17 protein-coding genes are annotated in these 16820 nt (G+C 62.0%); 6 read left to right on the top strand and 11 right to left on the bottom strand.

The window, feature by feature from the left end; translation table 11 throughout:
- The 4 genes from ACFE72_RS04040 to ACFE72_RS04025 form a co-directional block, all read right to left on the bottom strand.
- Entirely contained in the window at window positions 1-558 is a 558-nt protein-coding gene (locus ACFE72_RS04040) for a F0F1 ATP synthase subunit B' (RefSeq protein WP_375411770.1), read from the bottom strand.
- 67 nt (window positions 559-625) lie between these two features.
- Window positions 626-853, bottom strand: a complete 228-nt coding sequence (locus tag ACFE72_RS04035; protein ID WP_009796340.1) for a F0F1 ATP synthase subunit C — start codon at window positions 851-853, stop codon at window positions 626-628.
- Window positions 854-892: 39 nt separating this feature from the next.
- Window positions 893-1633, bottom strand: coding sequence for a F0F1 ATP synthase subunit A (locus ACFE72_RS04030; protein ID WP_375411769.1), 741 nt, complete (start codon window positions 1631-1633; stop codon window positions 893-895).
- A gap of 67 nt (window positions 1634-1700) precedes the next feature.
- Complete coding sequence (locus ACFE72_RS04025) at window positions 1701-2078, bottom strand: AtpZ/AtpI family protein (RefSeq protein WP_375411870.1); 378 nt, start codon at window positions 2076-2078, stop codon at window positions 1701-1703.
- Between the two features lie 272 nt (window positions 2079-2350).
- Here ACFE72_RS04025 and ACFE72_RS04020 point away from each other — a divergent pair, with 272 nt between their 5' ends.
- Genes ACFE72_RS04020 through ACFE72_RS04010 form a run of 3 tightly spaced genes read left to right on the top strand, consistent with a single transcriptional unit; the run spans window position 2351 to window position 4003 of the window.
- The gene (locus tag ACFE72_RS04020; protein WP_375411768.1) at window positions 2351-2974 is read left to right on the top strand and encodes a 2-hydroxychromene-2-carboxylate isomerase; all 624 of its coding nucleotides are present in this window, start codon (window positions 2351-2353) and stop codon (window positions 2972-2974) included.
- A gap of 57 nt (window positions 2975-3031) precedes the next feature.
- On the top strand, window positions 3032-3529 hold the full coding sequence (locus ACFE72_RS04015) for a hypothetical protein (protein WP_375411767.1): 498 nt from the start codon (window positions 3032-3034) through the stop codon (window positions 3527-3529).
- The gene (locus tag ACFE72_RS04010) at window positions 3530-4003 is read left to right on the top strand and encodes a secondary thiamine-phosphate synthase enzyme YjbQ (protein WP_375411766.1); all 474 of its coding nucleotides are present in this window, start codon (window positions 3530-3532) and stop codon (window positions 4001-4003) included.
- Window positions 4004-4085: 82 nt separating this feature from the next.
- On the opposite strand, the gene ACFE72_RS04005 is transcribed toward ACFE72_RS04010, so the two are convergent.
- Window positions 4086-5708: an MFS transporter gene (locus tag ACFE72_RS04005; RefSeq protein WP_375411765.1), complete on the bottom strand. Its 1623-nt coding sequence runs from the start codon at window positions 5706-5708 to the stop codon at window positions 4086-4088.
- Between the two features lie 375 nt (window positions 5709-6083).
- Here ACFE72_RS04005 and ACFE72_RS04000 point away from each other — a divergent pair, with 375 nt between their 5' ends.
- Window positions 6084-6749 carry a response regulator gene (locus tag ACFE72_RS04000; protein WP_375411764.1) on the top strand — a complete coding sequence of 222 codons (666 nt, stop codon included), beginning with the start codon at window positions 6084-6086 and terminating at the stop codon, window positions 6747-6749.
- A gap of 30 nt (window positions 6750-6779) precedes the next feature.
- Here ACFE72_RS04000 and ACFE72_RS03995 read toward each other — a convergent pair whose 3' ends face one another.
- From ACFE72_RS03995 to ACFE72_RS03985, 3 genes are all read right to left on the bottom strand, one after another.
- Window positions 6780-10292 carry a NahK/ErcS family hybrid sensor histidine kinase/response regulator gene (locus tag ACFE72_RS03995; protein ID WP_375411763.1) on the bottom strand — a complete coding sequence of 1171 codons (3513 nt, stop codon included), beginning with the start codon at window positions 10290-10292 and terminating at the stop codon, window positions 6780-6782.
- 246 nt (window positions 10293-10538) lie between these two features.
- Entirely contained in the window at window positions 10539-11768 is a 1230-nt protein-coding gene (gene hemA / locus ACFE72_RS03990) for a 5-aminolevulinate synthase (protein WP_375411762.1), read from the bottom strand.
- A gap of 198 nt (window positions 11769-11966) precedes the next feature.
- Window positions 11967-12338: a hypothetical protein gene (locus tag ACFE72_RS03985; protein WP_375411761.1), complete on the bottom strand. Its 372-nt coding sequence runs from the start codon at window positions 12336-12338 to the stop codon at window positions 11967-11969.
- A 9-nt stretch (window positions 12339-12347) separates the two neighbouring features.
- On the opposite strand from ACFE72_RS03985, the gene ACFE72_RS03980 reads away from it, so the two are divergent.
- Entirely contained in the window at window positions 12348-12470 is a 123-nt protein-coding gene (locus ACFE72_RS03980; protein WP_375411760.1) for a hypothetical protein, read from the top strand.
- Window positions 12471-12550: 80 nt separating this feature from the next.
- Here ACFE72_RS03980 and ACFE72_RS03975 read toward each other — a convergent pair whose 3' ends face one another.
- Window positions 12551-13612, bottom strand: coding sequence for an MBL fold metallo-hydrolase (locus ACFE72_RS03975; RefSeq protein WP_375411759.1), 1062 nt, complete (start codon window positions 13610-13612; stop codon window positions 12551-12553).
- Between the two features lie 74 nt (window positions 13613-13686).
- Window positions 13687-15831 carry a methyl-accepting chemotaxis protein gene (locus ACFE72_RS03970; RefSeq protein WP_375411758.1) on the bottom strand — a complete coding sequence of 715 codons (2145 nt, stop codon included), beginning with the start codon at window positions 15829-15831 and terminating at the stop codon, window positions 13687-13689.
- Between ACFE72_RS03970 and ACFE72_RS03965 the strand changes: the two genes are divergently transcribed.
- Window positions 15725-15991, top strand: a complete 267-nt coding sequence (locus tag ACFE72_RS03965; protein ID WP_375411882.1) for a hypothetical protein — start codon at window positions 15725-15727, stop codon at window positions 15989-15991. The genes ACFE72_RS03970 and ACFE72_RS03965 overlap by 107 nt on opposite strands.
- A gap of 2 nt (window positions 15992-15993) precedes the next feature.
- Here ACFE72_RS03965 and ACFE72_RS03960 read toward each other — a convergent pair whose 3' ends face one another.
- Window positions 15994-16716, bottom strand: a complete 723-nt coding sequence (locus tag ACFE72_RS03960) for an outer membrane protein (RefSeq protein ID WP_375411757.1) — start codon at window positions 16714-16716, stop codon at window positions 15994-15996.
- Window positions 16717-16820: the final 104 nt, after the last annotated feature.

The following is a 16820-nucleotide window of genomic DNA, read 5'->3' as shown; positions in this document are numbered from 1 at the left end:
TTATCCTTTCAACGACGCATCGACCGCGCTGTCGACAGTCCTGCCGTCAGGCAGCACACCGGTGAGCCGCTGCACGATGGCGGCGGCGGCGTCGGCGGCGATGCCGCGGACGTTGCTCATCGCCGCTTCGCGGGTCGCGGCGATGGTCTTTTCGGCGTCGGCAAGTTTGACCGAGAGCTGATCTTCCAGCGTCTTGCGCTGTGCGTCGGCGGCCGCATTGAGTTTGTCGCGGGTTTCCGCGCTGATCGCCTGGGCGCGCGACCGGGCCGCCGCAAGCTCGCTCTCATAGGCCTTCAACGCGCCATCGGATTCGTCCTTCAGCTTCTGCGCGGCGGCGAGATCGCCCTCGATCGCGTTCTGACGCGCGTCAATCACGCCGCCGACGCGCGGCAGCGCGATACGCGAGACAATCAGATAAAGTGCTACGAACGCGACCAGCAGCGACACCAGTTGCGAAGCAAAGGTGTCTTTCTGGAATGGCGGAAACGGCGCCTTGTGGCCGCCGTCCGCTTCGGTGTGGGCTGTGGTGCCCTTGGCATCGCCATGACTCTCAGCCACGGGCTTCTCCTGTTGGGCCGGCGGAGGTCGATGTGGCGACCCTATCCACCGGCCTTGTCTGGTAAGCTTACAGCGCGAACAGCAACAGCAGTGCAATCAGCAGCGAGAAGATGCCGAGCGCTTCGGTCACGGCGAAACCGAAAATCAGGTTGCCGAACTGGCCCTGGGCTGCGGACGGATTACGCACCGCGGCGGCAAGATAGTTGCCGAAGATGATGCCCACGCCGGCGCCCGCGCCGCCCATGCCAATGCAGGCAATACCAGCGCCAATGTACTTCGCGGCAATCGGATCCATGAAACGAACTCCTTCTTTGGGTTTGGTGAGATGAGCCCGTTAGTGGCCCGGATGGATAGCATCGTTGATGTAGATGCAGGTGAGAATGGTGAAGACGTAGGCCTGCAGGAACGCAACCAGCAATTCGAGCGCAGTCAGGGCGATCACCATGCCAAGCGGCAGCACGGCGCCGAAGTAACCGGCAATGCCGAGGCCCGCCAGCACCGGAATGAAGCTCGCGAAAACCTTGAGCGCGATGTGGCCCGCGAGCATGTTGGCGAACAGACGCACCGAGTGCGAGATCGGCCGCAGGAAGAACGAGAAAATTTCGATGAATACGACCAGCGGCAGGATGAAGATCGGAATGCCCGATGGCACGAACAGCTTGAAGAATTTCAGACCGTTCTTGTAGAAGCCGTAGATCAGCACCGTAAAGAAGACCAGGAAGGCAAGCGCCGCGGTGACGATGATGTGGCTCGAGACCGTGAAGGTGTAGGGGATGATCCCGACCAGGTTCGACACCGCCACGAACATGAACAGCGAGAAGATCAGCGGGAAGAACTTCATGCCTTCCTTGCCCGCGGTGCTGCGAATCGTGTTGGCGACGAATTCGTAGGATATCTCCGCTACCGACTGCAGGCGGCCGGGCACCAGATTGCGGCTGGTGGCAAGCATCAACAGCGCGACAATCGCCACCGCGACCAGCATGTATGCCGACGAATTGGTAAAGGCGATCTCATGATTGCCGATATGCCCGATTGTGAAGATCTTCTGGATGTTGAACTGGTGGATCGGATCCATCGGGGCTTATCTCTGGTGCGGCGGTTGTGCCGGCGTTGAAATCAATCGTCTCGTCGTTGCGCGCCCGTTACCGGGCCGTCCTGTCGGGGACGGCACCCGCGGAGCGGATCACGTTCAGAACGCCGGCGGCGAAGCCGATCAGGACGAACACGATCAATCCCCAGGGCGACGTCGACAGCAAACGGTCGAACCCCCACCCGATCAGGCCCCCGACGATCACGCCCGCTATCAACTCGGATGAAAGGCGAAAACCACGCGCCATCGCCGAGGCTCTGGCGGCGCCGTCTCCGCTTCCAGCTCCGGTCTGATCCGCCTGGGATTTGCGGCTGCCCCCTAACTCGGACAACCGGCGATCCAGACTTCCGAGCCTTGCGGAAAGCGCAGCTTCATCCGATGACGATGGTTCGCGATCTCCATCTCTGCCGTCGTTCGCGCCGCCCGCCATGCTGTGGACCACCCGAACAATGCCGCGGTTGATGGAAAACTCGCCCGTCACCCTCAAAAGCCGCGCGGACCATACTGACCGCGATAGGTCAAGTCAAGATTGTGCCTTAACCCGCTAGATAGTTGATCTACCTGCATATTTCGATGGAATCGACCCAAGCGGCGAACCGGTCGCCGCACTGCAATAGCGGACTCACGCGACGATCGCCTTGCGCCGCGTTGGCGGGTCTGTTGGGATGGCGCGGTGTTTGCAATTCTCCCGTCGGAGTCGGCATGCCGCGTCAGATCGACTACTATTTTTCGCTTTCCTCCCCGTGGGCCTATATCGGGCACCGATTATTCCGTGACGTCGTACGTACCTACGGCATCGGGGTAAATCATAAGCCGGTATTGCTGGTCGACCTGTTTTCAGAGAGCGGTGGGCTGCCGTTGGTCAAACGTCATCCGGTAAGGCAGCGTTACCGGATGCTTGAGCTGCAGCGCTGGCGGGAAAAACGCGGGCTCAATTTTCATCTGAAACCGAAATATTCTCCGTTCAATGGCCGGTTGGCGGACGGCGCGGTGATCGCAGCCATCGAGGCGGGACATGATCCGGATGCTTTCCTCCGGCGGGCATTCGCAGCCGTCTGGGAGGATCAACTCAATCTTGCAGATCCCGAGACGGTGGCAAAAATAGCCGATGATTCGGGACTTCCCGGCAAAGCGCTGGTGCAACGCTCATTGTCCGACGACATCAGCGTCATCTACGAAACGAACCGGCAGGAGGCGCTGGCCGTTGACGTATTCGGTTCGCCTGCATACGTGCTCGATGGCGAAGCGTTCTGGGGACAGGACCGGATCGAATTGCTTGCGGATGCGTTGAAATCGGGCCGCGCGCCCTATCGCCCGCAAGGGTGAGCGCGTTCTTGACGGTTCGAGGCGGAGCAGATCATGACGTCGCCGAAACAATCTTGCATGAAAAAACTATCCGTCATGGCCACGTCGGTTGTTTGTCTCGGCGGGATTGGCGCCGCGACGGCGCAGTCGGTGCCGGATATCGAGAACGGACGCTATGCGCTGTCGCCGGTTGCCGATGGCGTGATCCGGCTTGATACCCGCACCGGTGCGGTTTCGACCTGCAGCAGTTCCGGCGCAGGCTGGGCGTGCTATGCCGTCCCCGACGAGCGCGCCGCGCTTGAGCAGGAAATCGGCCGGCTGCTGAACGACAACGAGAAGCTGAAAGCGCAACTGGCGGCGCGCGAGCCGACCGTCACCGGCAAGATCGACGAGCCGTTGCCGAAGCAGGATTCGCTGAAGCCGGCGCCGCCGAAAGCCGATGCCGAGCGCAAGATCGAAATTCCGCTCCCGAGCGACCGCGATATGGATCGCATGATGTCGTTCCTGGAGCAGACCTGGCGGCGGCTGGTCGAAATCGCGCAGCGCATGCAAAAGGATTTTTCCGGGAAGATTTGAGTGAGCTCCCCCCGATCCCTGTCATGGACCCCGTTATCCACGGTCACCGCCGACACCCTTGTGTCGAGCACGCTCACCGTCCAGACACGCGGCGGCGGCTTTGTCGATCTTACCGGCGAGGTCGCAAAATTCGTCGAACAAACTTCAGCAAACGAGGGCGCGGTAACGCTGTTCATCCGCCACACCTCGGCGTCGCTGACGATCCAGGAAAATGCCGATCCGTCGGTGCTCGACGACCTGATGACGGCGCTGGATCGCTTCGCGCCCGTGGATGCCGGCTGGACCCACGACGCCGAAGGCCCCGATGACATGCCCGCGCACGTCAAGACCATGCTGACCGCGACGTCGCTGCACATCCCGGTGCTCAACGGCAGGCTTGCGCTGGGGACGTGGCAGGCGATCTATCTGATCGAGCACCGCAACCGCCCGCATCGGCGCGAGATCGTGCTGCAGTTTGTAGGGAGCACCCGCTGAAACAAGGCCGGCCGCGGAGCGATCCGCGGCCGGTCTGTTGAACGTCATCCAGGCGGCGTCGATCGCCGCAGGACCAACAATCTCAGGTCTTGCTGATATCGATGTCCTTGGTTTCGGGCAGGAAGAAGAAGCCCACGACCGCGGTGATTGCGGCAAAGACGATGGGATACCACAGGCCGGCGTAGATATCTCCGGTCGAGGCCACGATCGCGAACGAGGTCGCGGGCAGCAGTCCGCCGAACCAGCCGTTGCCGATGTGATAAGGCAACGACATCGAGGTGTAGCGGATGCGGGTCGGGAACAGTTCGACCAGCATCGCGGCGATCGGTCCGTACACCATGGTGACGAAGATCACCAGGATGAACAGGAGTCCGATGATCGCCGCCACCTGCGGCCGGAAGATATCGAACGGGTTCGTCATCTTCACGATACCGGCCTCGCCCGGCTTCGGATAGCCGGCCGCCTGCACGGCTGCCAGCACCTGCGGATTCGAAGCCGCCGCCGTGTAGGGCACGTCCTTGCCATTGACGACGACCTTCACGCCCGAGCCGGCGGCACCGGAGGTGGTCGAGTACTTGACCGACTGCTGCGCCAGATAGGCGCGGGCGGTGTCGCACGGCGAGGTGAAGACGCGCGTGCCGACCGGGTTGAACAGATCGCCGCAACCTGCGGGATCGGCCACCACATCGACCTTGACCGTCTCGATGGCCTTTTCCAGCGCCGGGTTGGCGTTGGTCGTGATCATCTTGAAGATCGGGAAGAAGGTCAGCGCCGCGATCAGGCAGCCTGCCAGAATGATCGGCTTGCGGCCGATCCTGTCGGAGAGCGCGCCGAACACGATGAAGAAGCCGGTGCCGAGCAGCAGCGACCACGCAATCAGCAGGTTGGCAGTATAGCCATCGACCTTGAGGATCGATTGCATGAAGAACAGCGCGTAGAACTGGCCGGTGTACCAGACCACGCCCTGACCCATGGTGCCGCCGATCAATGCGAGGATGACGATCTTGGCGTTGCTCCAGTTTGCGAAAGCATCCTTCAGCGGCGAGCTTGAGCCCCTGCCTTCGTCCTTCATCTTCTGAAACACCGGCGACTCATTCAAACGCAGCCGGATCCAGACCGAGATGCCGAGTAGAAGCACCGACACCAGGAACGGAATGCGCCAGCCCCAGGCGGCGAAATCCGCCTCGCCAAGCGCGGTTCGCGTGAACAGGATCACCAGCAGCGACAGGAACAGGCCGAGCGTGGCCGTGGTTTGAATGAACGAGGTGTAGTAACCGCGTTTGCCCTGCGGCGAATGCTCGGCCACATAGGTCGCAGCGCCGCCATACTCGCCGCCGAGCGCCAGTCCTTGCGCCAGACGCAACGCGATCAGGATCACCGGTGCCGCAAAGCCGATCGTGGCGGCGTTAGGCAGCAGGCCGACGATGAAAGTGGACAGGCCCATGATCAGGATGGTGACGAGGAAGGTGTATTTGCGTCCGACGATGTCGCCGATGCGTCCGAATACGATGGCGCCGAAGGGACGGACCAGGAAGCCGGCCGCGAAAGCGAGCAGCGCGAAGATATCGCGCGTCGCCGGCGGATAGGCGCTGAAGAACTGCGCCCCGATAATGCCGGCCAGCGATCCGTAAAGGTAAAAATCGTACCATTCGAAAACAGTGCCGAGCGACGATGCGAGAATGACGAAACGTTCGTCTTTCGTCATCCCGCCGGATCCGGCCGGTGCTGCTGCTATCGTGGACATGTTTGGATCGCTCCCCGAAATTGTTAATTCAAGTCGCCCCGATGCGCCGATCTCCGCCGGACGGATGCATGGAGTTTCAAACCCAAGGTAACATCGCCGTGAAAGCTCCCCCAATAAGACTTTTGGCCCGCTGAACGCGGTGTTTCATGCAGCGCACTCTGGCGCGGACCCTCCATCCTGGTTGTGCTGCAACGCACAATCCGCCGTGCGCGGGCATGGCGCCATTGTGCGCTTGCAACGCGTCTTCCATAAGGGGACAATTATGGGGCAAGAAACCAGCATGACCGCTGCCACATAATGGTCACGGGTTTGCCGCAACGGTATCACAAGAAGTAAATGACGCCCGCCACCAGCACGCATCTCGTCATTGCCGATGATCATCCACTGTTTCGCGATGCGCTGCGACAGGCGGTCGGGAGCGTCGTGACCTCCGCGAAAATCGATGACGCCGGGTCGTTCGAAGAACTCACCGCGCTGCTCGAACAGGATTCCGACGTCGACCTGATCATGCTTGATCTGACCATGCCCGGAATCAGCGGTTTCTCGGGCCTGATCTATTTGCGCGCGCAGTATCCGGCGATTCCCGTGGTGATCGTTTCGGCCAGCGACGACGTTGGAACAATCCGGAGATCGCTGGATTTCGGCGCGTCAGGATTCATTCCCAAACGTTTCGGGGTCGAGACCCTGCGCGACGCCATTCTGAAAGTCATGGAAGGCGACGTATGGATTCCGCCGGATGTCGATCTGACGTCCGCGGCCGATCCGGACATGACGCGGCTGCGCGACCGGCTGGTGACGCTGACCCCGCAGCAGGTGCGCGTGCTGATGATGTTGTCGGAAGGCCTGCTCAACAAGCAGATCGCCTACGAACTCGGGGTGTCGGAAGCGACCATCAAGGCGCACGTCTCCGCGATTCTCCAGAAACTCGGCGTCGAAAGCCGTACCCAGGCGGTAATCGCCGCCGCAAAAATCGCCGGTGGGCAGTGGCGTCCTGGCGCGTGATCACGGTGCAGCGGGCCGGCTTTCGTAACATCATTCCGCCGCCATCACCTGTTGGGCGCGCCACTGGCCTAGCAACGCCCGCAACGAAGCCGGTTTTACCGGCTTGTTGAGCACGGCGATGTTCTCCTGCCGTGCGGCCAGCCGGACGTTCGGACTGCGATCGGCGGTGACGAGGATTGCCGGAATGCTTTCGCCGAAACGATGGCGAATATCGCGGATTGCGGCGACGCCGTTGCCCCGATCAAGGTGGTAATCTACCAGCAGTCCGGTGACCCGCTCGCCGGCCGCCTCGATCGCCGCAATCGCGGCTTCCGGATCGGATACCGCGATGACCTTGGCGTCCCACGCCGTCAACAGCGTCCGCATGCCGTCCAGTATCGCAAGATCGTTTTCAATGCAGACGATCAGCGTACCGCTCATGGGGGCTTTCGACAGCGGCGTCGCGCTGGTTACCGTCGAGGTAAAGGTGATTGTTTTCGCCACCGGCACCGTGACCGAGAAGAATGAGCCGCCGCCGACATTGGCATCGAGCGCGATACCGTGGTTAAGCACGCGTGCGAGGCGCTCCACGATCGACAATCCCAATCCAAGGCCGCGTGCGATCCGCGCGCCCTGTTCGAGCCGGTGAAACTCCTTGAAGATCTCCCCGCGCTTGAGAATAGGAACGCCGACGCCGGTATCATAGACGCCGATCTGCAGCGAAGCGCCATGGCGGCGGCAGCCGATCAGCACGCGACCGTGCGGGGTATATTTTATGGCGTTGGAAATCAGGTTCTGTAACAACCGCCGCAGCAGCAGCCGGTCGGATTCCACCGGCAACGAGGATGGCACGAATGTCAGCCGGAGGCCCTTGGCGCGCGCGACCGGCGCGAACTCGATCTCCAGCGAGCGCATCAGGTCGCCGATCCGGAAACTGGTGATCGAGGGTTTCATGACGCCGGCGTCGAGTCGCGAGATATCCAGCAGCGCGCCGAGGATTTCTTCGATGGCTTCGAGCGAATCGTCGATGTTTTCGACCAGCCGCGAGTCCTCGCCGCCGTTCTGGCGTTCCACCAGGCTCGTTACATAGAGCCGCGCGGCGTTGAGCGGCTGCAGGATGTCATGGCTCGCGGCGGCCAGGAACCGCGTTTTCGAGATGCTGGCGTCCTCGGCGGCGCTTTTGGCGAGCGCCAGTTCGGAATTCAGGCGCGTCAGTTCCTCGGTGCGATCCCGCACGCGTTTTTCCAGGGTCGCATTGGCGCGCTCGAGCGCTTCGGCGGCCTCGAAGGAAGGCGTCACATCGGAGAAGGTAATGACCAGTCCGCCGCCGGGCATCCGGTTGGCTCGCACCTCGATCACCATGTGCCGGTCCGGAAGACGCTCGAGATAGGGCTCGCCTTCGGTGGTGTAGGCAGTCAGGCGCATCTCCATCAGCGCGTCGTTGTCACCGAAGGCCGACGGGCTGATGGCGCCGAGGAACTCGAGGATTTCCCGAAGCGGAATGCCGATCTGCACGAGATGCGACGGCAGGCCGAGAATCTCGCCGAACTGCCGGTTGGAGCAGATCAGTTGCAGATCCGGATTGAAGACGGCGATGCCCTGCCGCACGTGATTGAGCGCGGTCTGCAGCATTTCGCGATTGAAATGCAGCGCGGCGTGGGAGTCGTCCAGCAATTTCAGCGCAGCCCTGGCGGAGACGGCGCGCTTGCGCAGCAGCAGCGACATCACGAGCCGCGACGACGCCGCCCCGATCGACGATGCGATCAGGTGCTCGGAATGCTGCAGCAATTCAAAATCCGCGGGCGCGGCCGGCTCGAGGCTGACGCGATGGCTGGCGGCGAAGGCCTCGAAGGATTCGCGGGCGCGCTCCGGGCCGATATATTGCGCAACGGTCGAGAGGATGTCGTGCACCGTCACGGTGGTGCGCCAGCGCCGGAACGTCGGCGTCATCGGCGTGAGTTTGTTCGGAACGAAAACTTCGGCCTGCAACCGCTCGATCGACGAGGGCTGGCGCAGCAGCGATAGCACAACATAGGCCAGGATGTTGAGCGACAGGCTCCACAGCACGCCGTGGGTCATCGGCGACAAATCCGCGCCGAACAGCGCCTGCGGGCGCAGCGCCTCGATGCCGAACGGTCCGTGCTGAAGCATCAGCAGACCGGCGGTATTTCCGTCCATGAAACTTGGAAGAAACAGCGTGTAGAGCCAGACCGCGAAGCCGACCAGCATGCCGCCGATGGCGCCCGACGCGGTCGCGCGGCGCCAGACCAGGCCGCCGAAGAATGCCGGCGCGAATTGCGCGATGGCGGCGAACGACAACAGGCCGATTGCGGCCAACTGGGTATTGCCCAGCGCGGCACGGTAGTAACAATACGCCATCATCATGATGGCAAAAATCGCGAAGCGCCGCACCCTGAGCAGGAAGTTGCCGAAATCCTTGGCGCCGGCGCGCGATTCTCGGCTGCGTTGCAAAACCAGCGGGACCACAATGTCGTTGGACACCATGATCGACAATGCAACGCATTCCACGATCACCATGGCGGTCGCCGCCGACAGGCCGCCGATGAATACGCCGATGCTAAGCCAGGCAGAGTTCGCCTCGATCGGCAGCGCCAGCATGTACATGTCGCTGTCGACGGCGCCGAACGGAAAGGTGACGAGGCCGGCGAGTGCGATCGGGATCACGAACAGATTGATGGCGGCCAGATATAGTGGAAACAGCCAACGCGCACGGCTAACCTCGGCGTCATCGGTGTTTTCCACCACGCTGACGTGAAATTGCCGAGGCAGCAGCATAATCGCGCAAAACGACAGCAATACCATGGTCACGAATGTGATGACCGACGGGGTATATTCGATGGTCCGCACCGCTTCCGGTGTTTTCATTGCGCGTTCGACGAGTTCGACCGGACCGAACATCCAGAATGTGACGAACGCGCCGGCAGCGATGAAGGCCACGAGTTTGATGATGGATTCGGTGGCGACGGCCAGCATCAGTCCGTGCTGGTGCTCGGTCGCATCGCTCTGGCGGGTACCGAACAGCACGGCGAATACCGCCATCGCCAGGGTTACGACCAGCGCGATGTCTCCGATGATCGGAATGCGGGAAAAGGCCTGGTCCTCGCTTAGGATTGTTTCGAGCGACGACGCCATCGCCTTGAGCTGCAGCGCGATGTAGGGCACCGATCCGACGATGGCGATGCAGGCGACCGTCGCCGCGACTGCCTGACTCTTGCCGTAGCGTGCGGCGATGAAGTCCGCGATCGAGGTGATGTTCTGTGATTTCGCCAGGTGGATCACGCGGCGCAGCAGCGGCGTGCAGACGCATATCATCAAGATGGGACCGACATAGATCGCGAGAAAATCGGTGCTGGTACGGGTCGCGGACCCGACTGAACCGAAAAACGTCCAGGAGGTGCAGTAGATTCCCAGCGACAACGGATAGATCAGCGCGCTGGCGCGGCCGCGCTGCAGCAGCGAAACGCGGTCGCCATAGCTGGCAACGCAGAACAGGAACCCGATGTAGCCGAATGCGACTGCGATCACGCCCCAGTCGTGCAGCATTATGCCTGCTCCTTGCGCTCCGCCGTCATTCCGGGATGCGCGCGACGCACGCAAGACCCGGAATCCTAGAACCGAGGCATGGTTCTGGAGTCCGGAATCGCGCATAGGCGCGCCCCCCGGAATGACCAGCTTTCCGGGCCCCTGGCAAACCTAGCGTTTTGCCTGGGAGTAAGCGACAGGCAATTCCGCCATATCAGGAAAGCCGGTTCACTGGCAGCACCAAGCGCCGCGACGAACGCGGCACGACTATTCCGCCGCGAGGGATTTCGCGCGCAGCGGCAGATCGAGCCGTTCCCAGACCTGCAGCAGGGCTTCTGCCAACTGATCGATCAATCCGTCCTCGTGATAGGGCGAGGGCGTGATCCTCAGGCGCTCGGTGCCCTTGGCCACGGTCGGATAATTGATCGGCTGGATGTAGATGTTGTGCTCTTCGAGCAGGATGTCGCTGGCCTGTTTGCATAATTCGGGGTCGCCGACGAAAACCGGCACGATATGGGTATCGCTCGACATCACCGGCAGGCCCGCCGCGGTGAGGATCGCCTTGACGCGGGCGGCGCGATCCTGATGGCGTTCGCGCTCCCAGTTCGAGGTCTTCAGGTGCCGGATCGCAGCGGTCGCCGCGGAGCAGATCGCCGGCGGCAGGGCCGTGGTGAAGATGAAGCCGGGAGCGTAGGAGCGCACGGCGTCGATGATATCCGCGGTGGCGGCGATATAGCCGCCGAGGCAGCCGAAAGCTTTCGCCAGCGTCCCTTCCAGGATATCGATCCGGTGCATGACGCCGTCGCGCTCGGCGATGCCACCGCCGCGCGGACCGTACATGCCGACCGCATGTACTTCATCGACATAGGTCATGGCGCCGTAGCGCTCTGCAAGATCGCAGATCTTTTCCAACGGCGCGATGTCGCCATCCATCGAGTACAGGCTTTCGCAGGCGATCAGCTTCGGCCGCTCAGGACCGGCGGCGCGCAGCAGCTGCTCGAGATGTGCCATGTCGCTATGGCGGAACAGTTGCCGTTCGCAGCCGGATTGGCGGATGCCTTCGATCATCGAGTTATGGTTGAGCGCATCGGACAGGATCAGGCAGTTCGGAATGAGCTTGGCGATGGTCGCGATGCCGGTCTGATTTGAGACATAGCCCGAGGTGAACAGCAGCGCGGCTTGCTTGCCGTGCAAATCGGCCAGTTCCCGCTCAAGCTGTACCAGCGGATGATGCGTCCCTGCGATGTTACGGGTCCCCCCCGCTCCGGTACCGGACCTTGTGGCGGTTTCGACCATCGCGCCCACCACCTTCGGATGCTGTCCCATCCCGAGGTAATCGTTGGAGCACCAGATGACGACGTTGCGCGCGCCCTTCGGGGAATGCCAGACCGCGTGGGGAAACCGGCCTGCCAGCCGCTCAAGGTCGGCGAATACCCGGTAACGCCGTTCATCGTGCAGGCGACTGAGGGCGGTAATAAAGAACTTGCTGTAATCCATTGCAAAAACCTGAACGGAACCGGGGCCGGGCTGCATAAGCCCTTTTTAGAGCGTTTCCAGGTTTGCTGTCGAGCCGGAATTGGGCTTTCGCGCCCGCAAGGAGCGGGCAGCGGGGTTGCTCCAGGCGGGGATCATCCGACCCGGAGCACGGCGCAGGATTAACCTGCTCTTTACCACGTATGCAGTAGGTTTTTTACCTCAACGATTTCGAAAGGCCACATTCATATGGCGTTCCGCGCAAATCAGCAGCTTCGTGAAGACATGTGGGACTACCGGGGAAAGCGTTCGGCCGGCGAAAACGCGAACATATTGCGATTTACGCAGGCCGCTGCGACGGACAACGGCGCAACGGCGCTCGACCTGGTGAATCAGGCCGCCGATATCTTCAACGGCATGGAAAAGCGCGCCCGCGAAACCGACGCGCGCGCCCGCGCCTTGTGCGCAAGCTTGACGGAAAAACTGCAGCTTGCCGAAAACCAGCGCGATTCCGCGGAGCGGGCGCGCCGCGAGGTCGTCGATGAGTTCAATTGCAAGCTTCAAGACATAGCGCGAGCGTTGCAGCAGGCTCAATCGCGTATCGTGCAGGCGGAAGAAAAAACGGTAGCCGCCGAGTTTCGCGCCCAGGCGGTCGAGGCGAAGCTGCAGAAAGCCAATCGGGATCTTGCTGCCGTTGAGGAAGCTATCCGCACGCGGCTGCTCTGAGCGCGCGACTGGGGTTCGCGTCGGCTTGAACCTTCGGCTGCTTCAAAATTCCTGTAACGGCGCCTAGCGCCGTCGGCTGGTTACGTCGTCCTGAAGCGAAGCACGCCCTCGGCATCCTCGGCCGTCAGGCGCCCTTCGACCAGCATATAATTGACATGTGCAATCAACTCGCCGGCGGCAAAGCCCATCTGGTGCACGTCGAGCGGATACTTGTGGAACACGACAGGCACCAGTTCCCTCGACGTTTTCGGGGATTCCCGGCAAGCATTGGCGATCAGTCCGCAGCGCTCCTCATGATGATCCGCCAGTTGTTTGATGCGGGTCTTCAATCCATAGAATGGCACGCCATGGCCGGGCAGCACCAGCAGGTCGTAGGGCAGGGTGGTGGTGAGGCTCGCCAATGAAGCGAGATATTCGCCGAGCGAGTTCTGGTCCGGCTCGACCGCCCAGACGCTGACGTTGGGCGATATCTTGCTCAGGACTTGGTCGGCCGACAGGAACAGCTTGTCAGCGGCGCAATACAGCATCACCTGATCGAGCGCGTGGCCGCCGCCGGTGATGACTTTGAACCGGCGCGCACCGATGGAAATCTCGTCGCCGTCCGAAATACGCCGATACGATGCGGGCAGGACCGACACCCGCTTCAGGTAATCCTGACCGCGGCCGAGCAATTTGTCGGTCAGGGTCTCGTCCATGCCATGACGGCGAAAGAACAGGCGTTGTGCCATTTTGCGTTCTTCAGTGCCGCGGTTCTGGTGATAGACCGACTGCAGATATTCGACCTGCGACATGGTAAGCGGGCAGTTGAAGCGCTCGACGATCCATCCGGCGAGACCGACATGATCGGGGTGGGAATGGGTCACGATCAGCCGCGTGATCTTGACGTGCGCGAGCGGACCCTCGAACAGTGTCGTCCACGCCGCGATCGATTCCTCGTTGCCGAATCCGGAATCGATCATTGCCCAGCCGTCGCCGTCGGCGAGCAGGTAGATGTTCACATGGTTGAGGCGGAACGGCAGCTTCAGCCGCACCCACAGCACGCCCGGCATCACCTCGACCACCTGCTCCGGACCGGGATGATTCTCCCAAGGATAGCGCAGGGCCTCGACCGAGGAGGGAATGGCGTCGGTTTTCGAATGCATGGGTCCGGCTTAGCCGGACATTTAGCGGGGCGCTAGCCTAAATTCTGCCGGCCCCGCTGGATGACCGCCGGGGATCAGGCGGCCCGGATGTTGGCGAGGAAGGCGTGAATTTCATCGCGCAGGGTGTCGGCCTCGCGGCGAAGGGCGGCGGATGCGTCGAGTACCTTGCCGGCGGCCGATCCGGCCTGCGCCGACGCCGCGCTGACGCCGATGATGTTACTGGAAACCTCGCTGGTGCCGCCCGCGGCGTGCTGGATGTTACGGGCGATCTCGCGGGTCGCAGCGCCCTGCTGTTCGACCGCGGCCGCAATGGCGGTGGTGACTTCGTTGATCTCGCCGATGGTGTGGCCGATGTTCCGGATAGCGCCCACCGCCGAGGTCGCGACCAACTGCATGTTGGCGATCTGGTGGCGGATTTCGTCGGTGGCCTTCGCGGTCTGATTGGCGAGGCTCTTCACCTCGGAGGCGACGACCGCAAAACCTCTGCCGGCTTCGCCCGCGCGCGCGGCTTCGATTGTTGCGTTAAGCGCCAGCAAATTAGTTTGCGAGGCGATGGTCTGGATAAGATCCACTACAATGCTGATGCGGCTCGCATTCTCGGCAAGCCCCTGCATGGTGGCGTCGGTTTCGCCTGCTTCGGTGACGGCCTGGCCGGCAATCTGCGCCGAGTTGATCACCTGGCGGCCGATCTCCGAGATCGACGACGAGAGTTGTTCGGTCCCCGAAGACACGGTCTGAACATTGACGGATGTCTCCTCGGCTGCGGATGCCACTGCGTTGACCAGCGCGCTGGAACGGTCGGCGGTCGCCGACATGCTCTGCGCCGTGGCTTGCATGGAGTTTGCCGAGGTCTGCAGGCCGTCCAGCGCCATACGGACGGCGGCTTCGAAGTCGATGATCCGCGCTTCCATGCGCGAGGCACGCTCGGCCTTGGCGATGCGGTCCTTGTCCTGGGCTGCGTCGAGTTCACGCGCGGCGATCATGCCCTCGCGAAAAACCTCCAGCGAGCTTGCCATTACCGCGATCTCGTCCTTCTGCCGGCCGCGATGGATTTCGGTGTTCAGGTCGCCATCGGACAGCAGCTGCATTGAACGCTGCAGGCCGCGGATTCGTCGCAGGATATTGCGGCCGACGTAGAGCCACACGAAGAGCGCGGAGCCGACCAGGGTCAGTCCGCCCAGCGCCAGCATCACCATGGTCGCAAGCGAAATCTTCTGCCGCGCGCGCCAGGTCGCGGCATCGGTGCCGGTTCGCACGCCGTCGACAAGTTGCTTCACGCTGATGCCAAGGCCGACATTGAGCTTGCGAGTCTCGTCGAGAACGATCTGGCCGTAATCGTCGGCGTCGAGTTCCTTTTGGCGAACCTTGAAGACGCCGGTCTTGCCTTCGCCTAGCGCCAGCAAGTTTAGCGCAGATTCCTTCAAGGCCTTGGTGCTGTTGTTTTTCGGCAGCAGATCCAGGTTGAATTTGACGCGGGGCTTGGTTTCCTTGAATTCCTTCTCGATGCCCTCGAGCGTGCCCCCACTGTCGGCGGACAGCGCAGCGATCATGTCCGAGGCCACCAGGTTGGCGGAGGAGATGGCGCTGCCGAGTTGCTCCACCGTCCGCGCTGCGTCCGTTGCGTCATCCAACGAGAGATTGGCGGACCTCAGGACGGCGTTGATCCGCGTCTGCGCGTCGACCATCACCGGACCAGCGGCAGCAACGAAGCCGGCTTGGGCGCTGCGCAGCGCATGGTACAGTTTTTCGTGCTGGGCAGCGGCGTCGAGCCGTTCCCTTGCCGCGGCGCCGAGGCTCTGGATGGTGTCGTCGATATTCTTGACGGTTTCGCTTAAGCTGGACACCACGCTCCCGTCGGCTCCGAGCTCGATGATTTCGCCGAGCTTTTCGAGCGTGCTCTGCTGCGTTTCCTTCATCGTCCTGGTGCGTTCCGAGAGCGTCTTTTCGCTGCGCGCGGCCAGCAGTGCCGGCCCCTGACTCGCAAGGTCTGCACTCTGGGTCGCGAGCTGCAGGCTCGCGGCCAGCCTTGGAATATCGCGTCCGCTCAGGTCCACCATCATCGCGCCGAACTGGTCCAGTACCAAGCCCGCCCCGGTGCTGATAATGATAGCCATGCCGGCGATTGCCGCGAAGGCGGCAAAAAGACTGCCGCCGATGCCCCATTGCAAACGCCGGAAGCTCAATCGTCCAAATTTGCCCGGTGTCGGTGGCAACGCCATTGAGGTCGCTCGTCACATTCAAGGGTTGAATCGCGCTGGAGTATCGCGTCAGCTGGTTAATAAAATCGCGAAAATGCCGCCGATTTTTGGATTCGCCAGGGCTAAACAAAAGGCCGGCGCGAGGCCGGCCCTTTGCAGTTCTGCAGAATGGACCCAATGAGATCAGTACCTCGCGACGAACGGACCGCCCCAGTTGAAGCGGTAGCTGAGGCCAGCCTTTACGGTGTGCTCGTCGACCCGGAACGCGCCGAACGGCACGAAGGCGATAGGGGCAACAAACGCGCTACGGCCGAAATCGTAATACTGGTATTCGACCTTGGCCGAGAAGTTTTGCGCGAACATGTATTCTACGCCCGCGCCGACGGTGTAACCGTCGCGGCGGTTGCTGTTGAATGCAAAGGCGATCGGAAGACCCGCGAAGGTCAAGGCTTCGTGATTATCGGAATAGGCGTAGCCGCCCTTGGCATAGAGCAGCGCCGGACCCCAGGCGAAACCGGCGCGGCCCGTCACAGAGCCCAGCGCGCGCCGGTCGTTGGTGTAGACGAATCCGCCGGGGAAGACGATGCCGCTGTTGGTGCCGCCGAGCCAGCTATACTGGCCTTCGACTCCGACCACCCAGTTGCCGCCGAACTGGTAATCGGCCCCGGCCTGCACGCCGCCGAGCAGCCGGCCATCGTGATTGTTGCCGGTGATGATGCCGTTGAGAGCCTCATTGCTGCTGACTCCGCCACCGATATGACCCCCGATGTAAAATCCGGTCCAGTGATAGATCGGCTCGGCATAGGCCGCGGCTTGACCATAAGGGCGCGTCCCAAGATCCGCCGCAACCGCCGGCGCAGTTGCAGCGAGGGCGAGGAGAGCCACCGTAACGGACAGGAATTTCATTTGCTCGATCTCCGCAAAGGCCGGGGCAAGCGTCGGTTCGCCCCTCAGGCCGCGACCTCAACAGCATTTGAATAAAATGCCGTTGATCGGCAGGCCCCGGAAGA

The sequence above is a fragment of the uncultured Bradyrhizobium sp. genome, assembly GCF_964252615.1.
Lineage (GTDB): Bacteria > Pseudomonadota > Alphaproteobacteria > Rhizobiales > Xanthobacteraceae > Bradyrhizobium.
This window is presented reverse-complemented; position numbering and strand designations above follow the sequence as displayed.

Coding starts and splice junctions, on each gene's coding strand:
- ACFE72_RS04035 (WP_009796340.1), bottom strand. CDS start 853: ATGGATCCGATTGCCGCGAAGTACATTGGCGCTGGTATTGCCTGCATT.
- ACFE72_RS04030 (WP_375411769.1), bottom strand. CDS start 1,633: ATGGATCCGATCCACCAGTTCAACATCCAGAAGATCTTCACAATCGGG.
- ACFE72_RS04025 (WP_375411870.1), bottom strand. CDS start 2,078: ATGGCGGGCGGCGCGAACGACGGCAGAGATGGAGATCGCGAACCATCG.
- ACFE72_RS04020 (WP_375411768.1), top strand. CDS start 2,351: ATGCCGCGTCAGATCGACTACTATTTTTCGCTTTCCTCCCCGTGGGCC.
- ACFE72_RS04015 (WP_375411767.1), top strand. CDS start 3,032: ATGAAAAAACTATCCGTCATGGCCACGTCGGTTGTTTGTCTCGGCGGG.
- ACFE72_RS04005 (WP_375411765.1), bottom strand. CDS start 5,708: ATGACGAAAGACGAACGTTTCGTCATTCTCGCATCGTCGCTCGGCACT.
- ACFE72_RS04000 (WP_375411764.1), top strand. CDS start 6,084: ATGACGCCCGCCACCAGCACGCATCTCGTCATTGCCGATGATCATCCA.
- ACFE72_RS03995 (WP_375411763.1), bottom strand. CDS start 10,292: ATGCTGCACGACTGGGGCGTGATCGCAGTCGCATTCGGCTACATCGGG.
- hemA (WP_375411762.1), bottom strand. CDS start 11,768: ATGGATTACAGCAAGTTCTTTATTACCGCCCTCAGTCGCCTGCACGAT.
- ACFE72_RS03975 (WP_375411759.1), bottom strand. CDS start 13,612: ATGCATTCGAAAACCGACGCCATTCCCTCCTCGGTCGAGGCCCTGCGC.
- ACFE72_RS03965 (WP_375411882.1), top strand. CDS start 15,725: ATGCCGGCGATTGCCGCGAAGGCGGCAAAAAGACTGCCGCCGATGCCC.
- ACFE72_RS03970 (WP_375411758.1), bottom strand. CDS start 15,831: ATGGCGTTGCCACCGACACCGGGCAAATTTGGACGATTGAGCTTCCGG.
- ACFE72_RS03960 (WP_375411757.1), bottom strand. CDS start 16,716: ATGAAATTCCTGTCCGTTACGGTGGCTCTCCTCGCCCTCGCTGCAACT.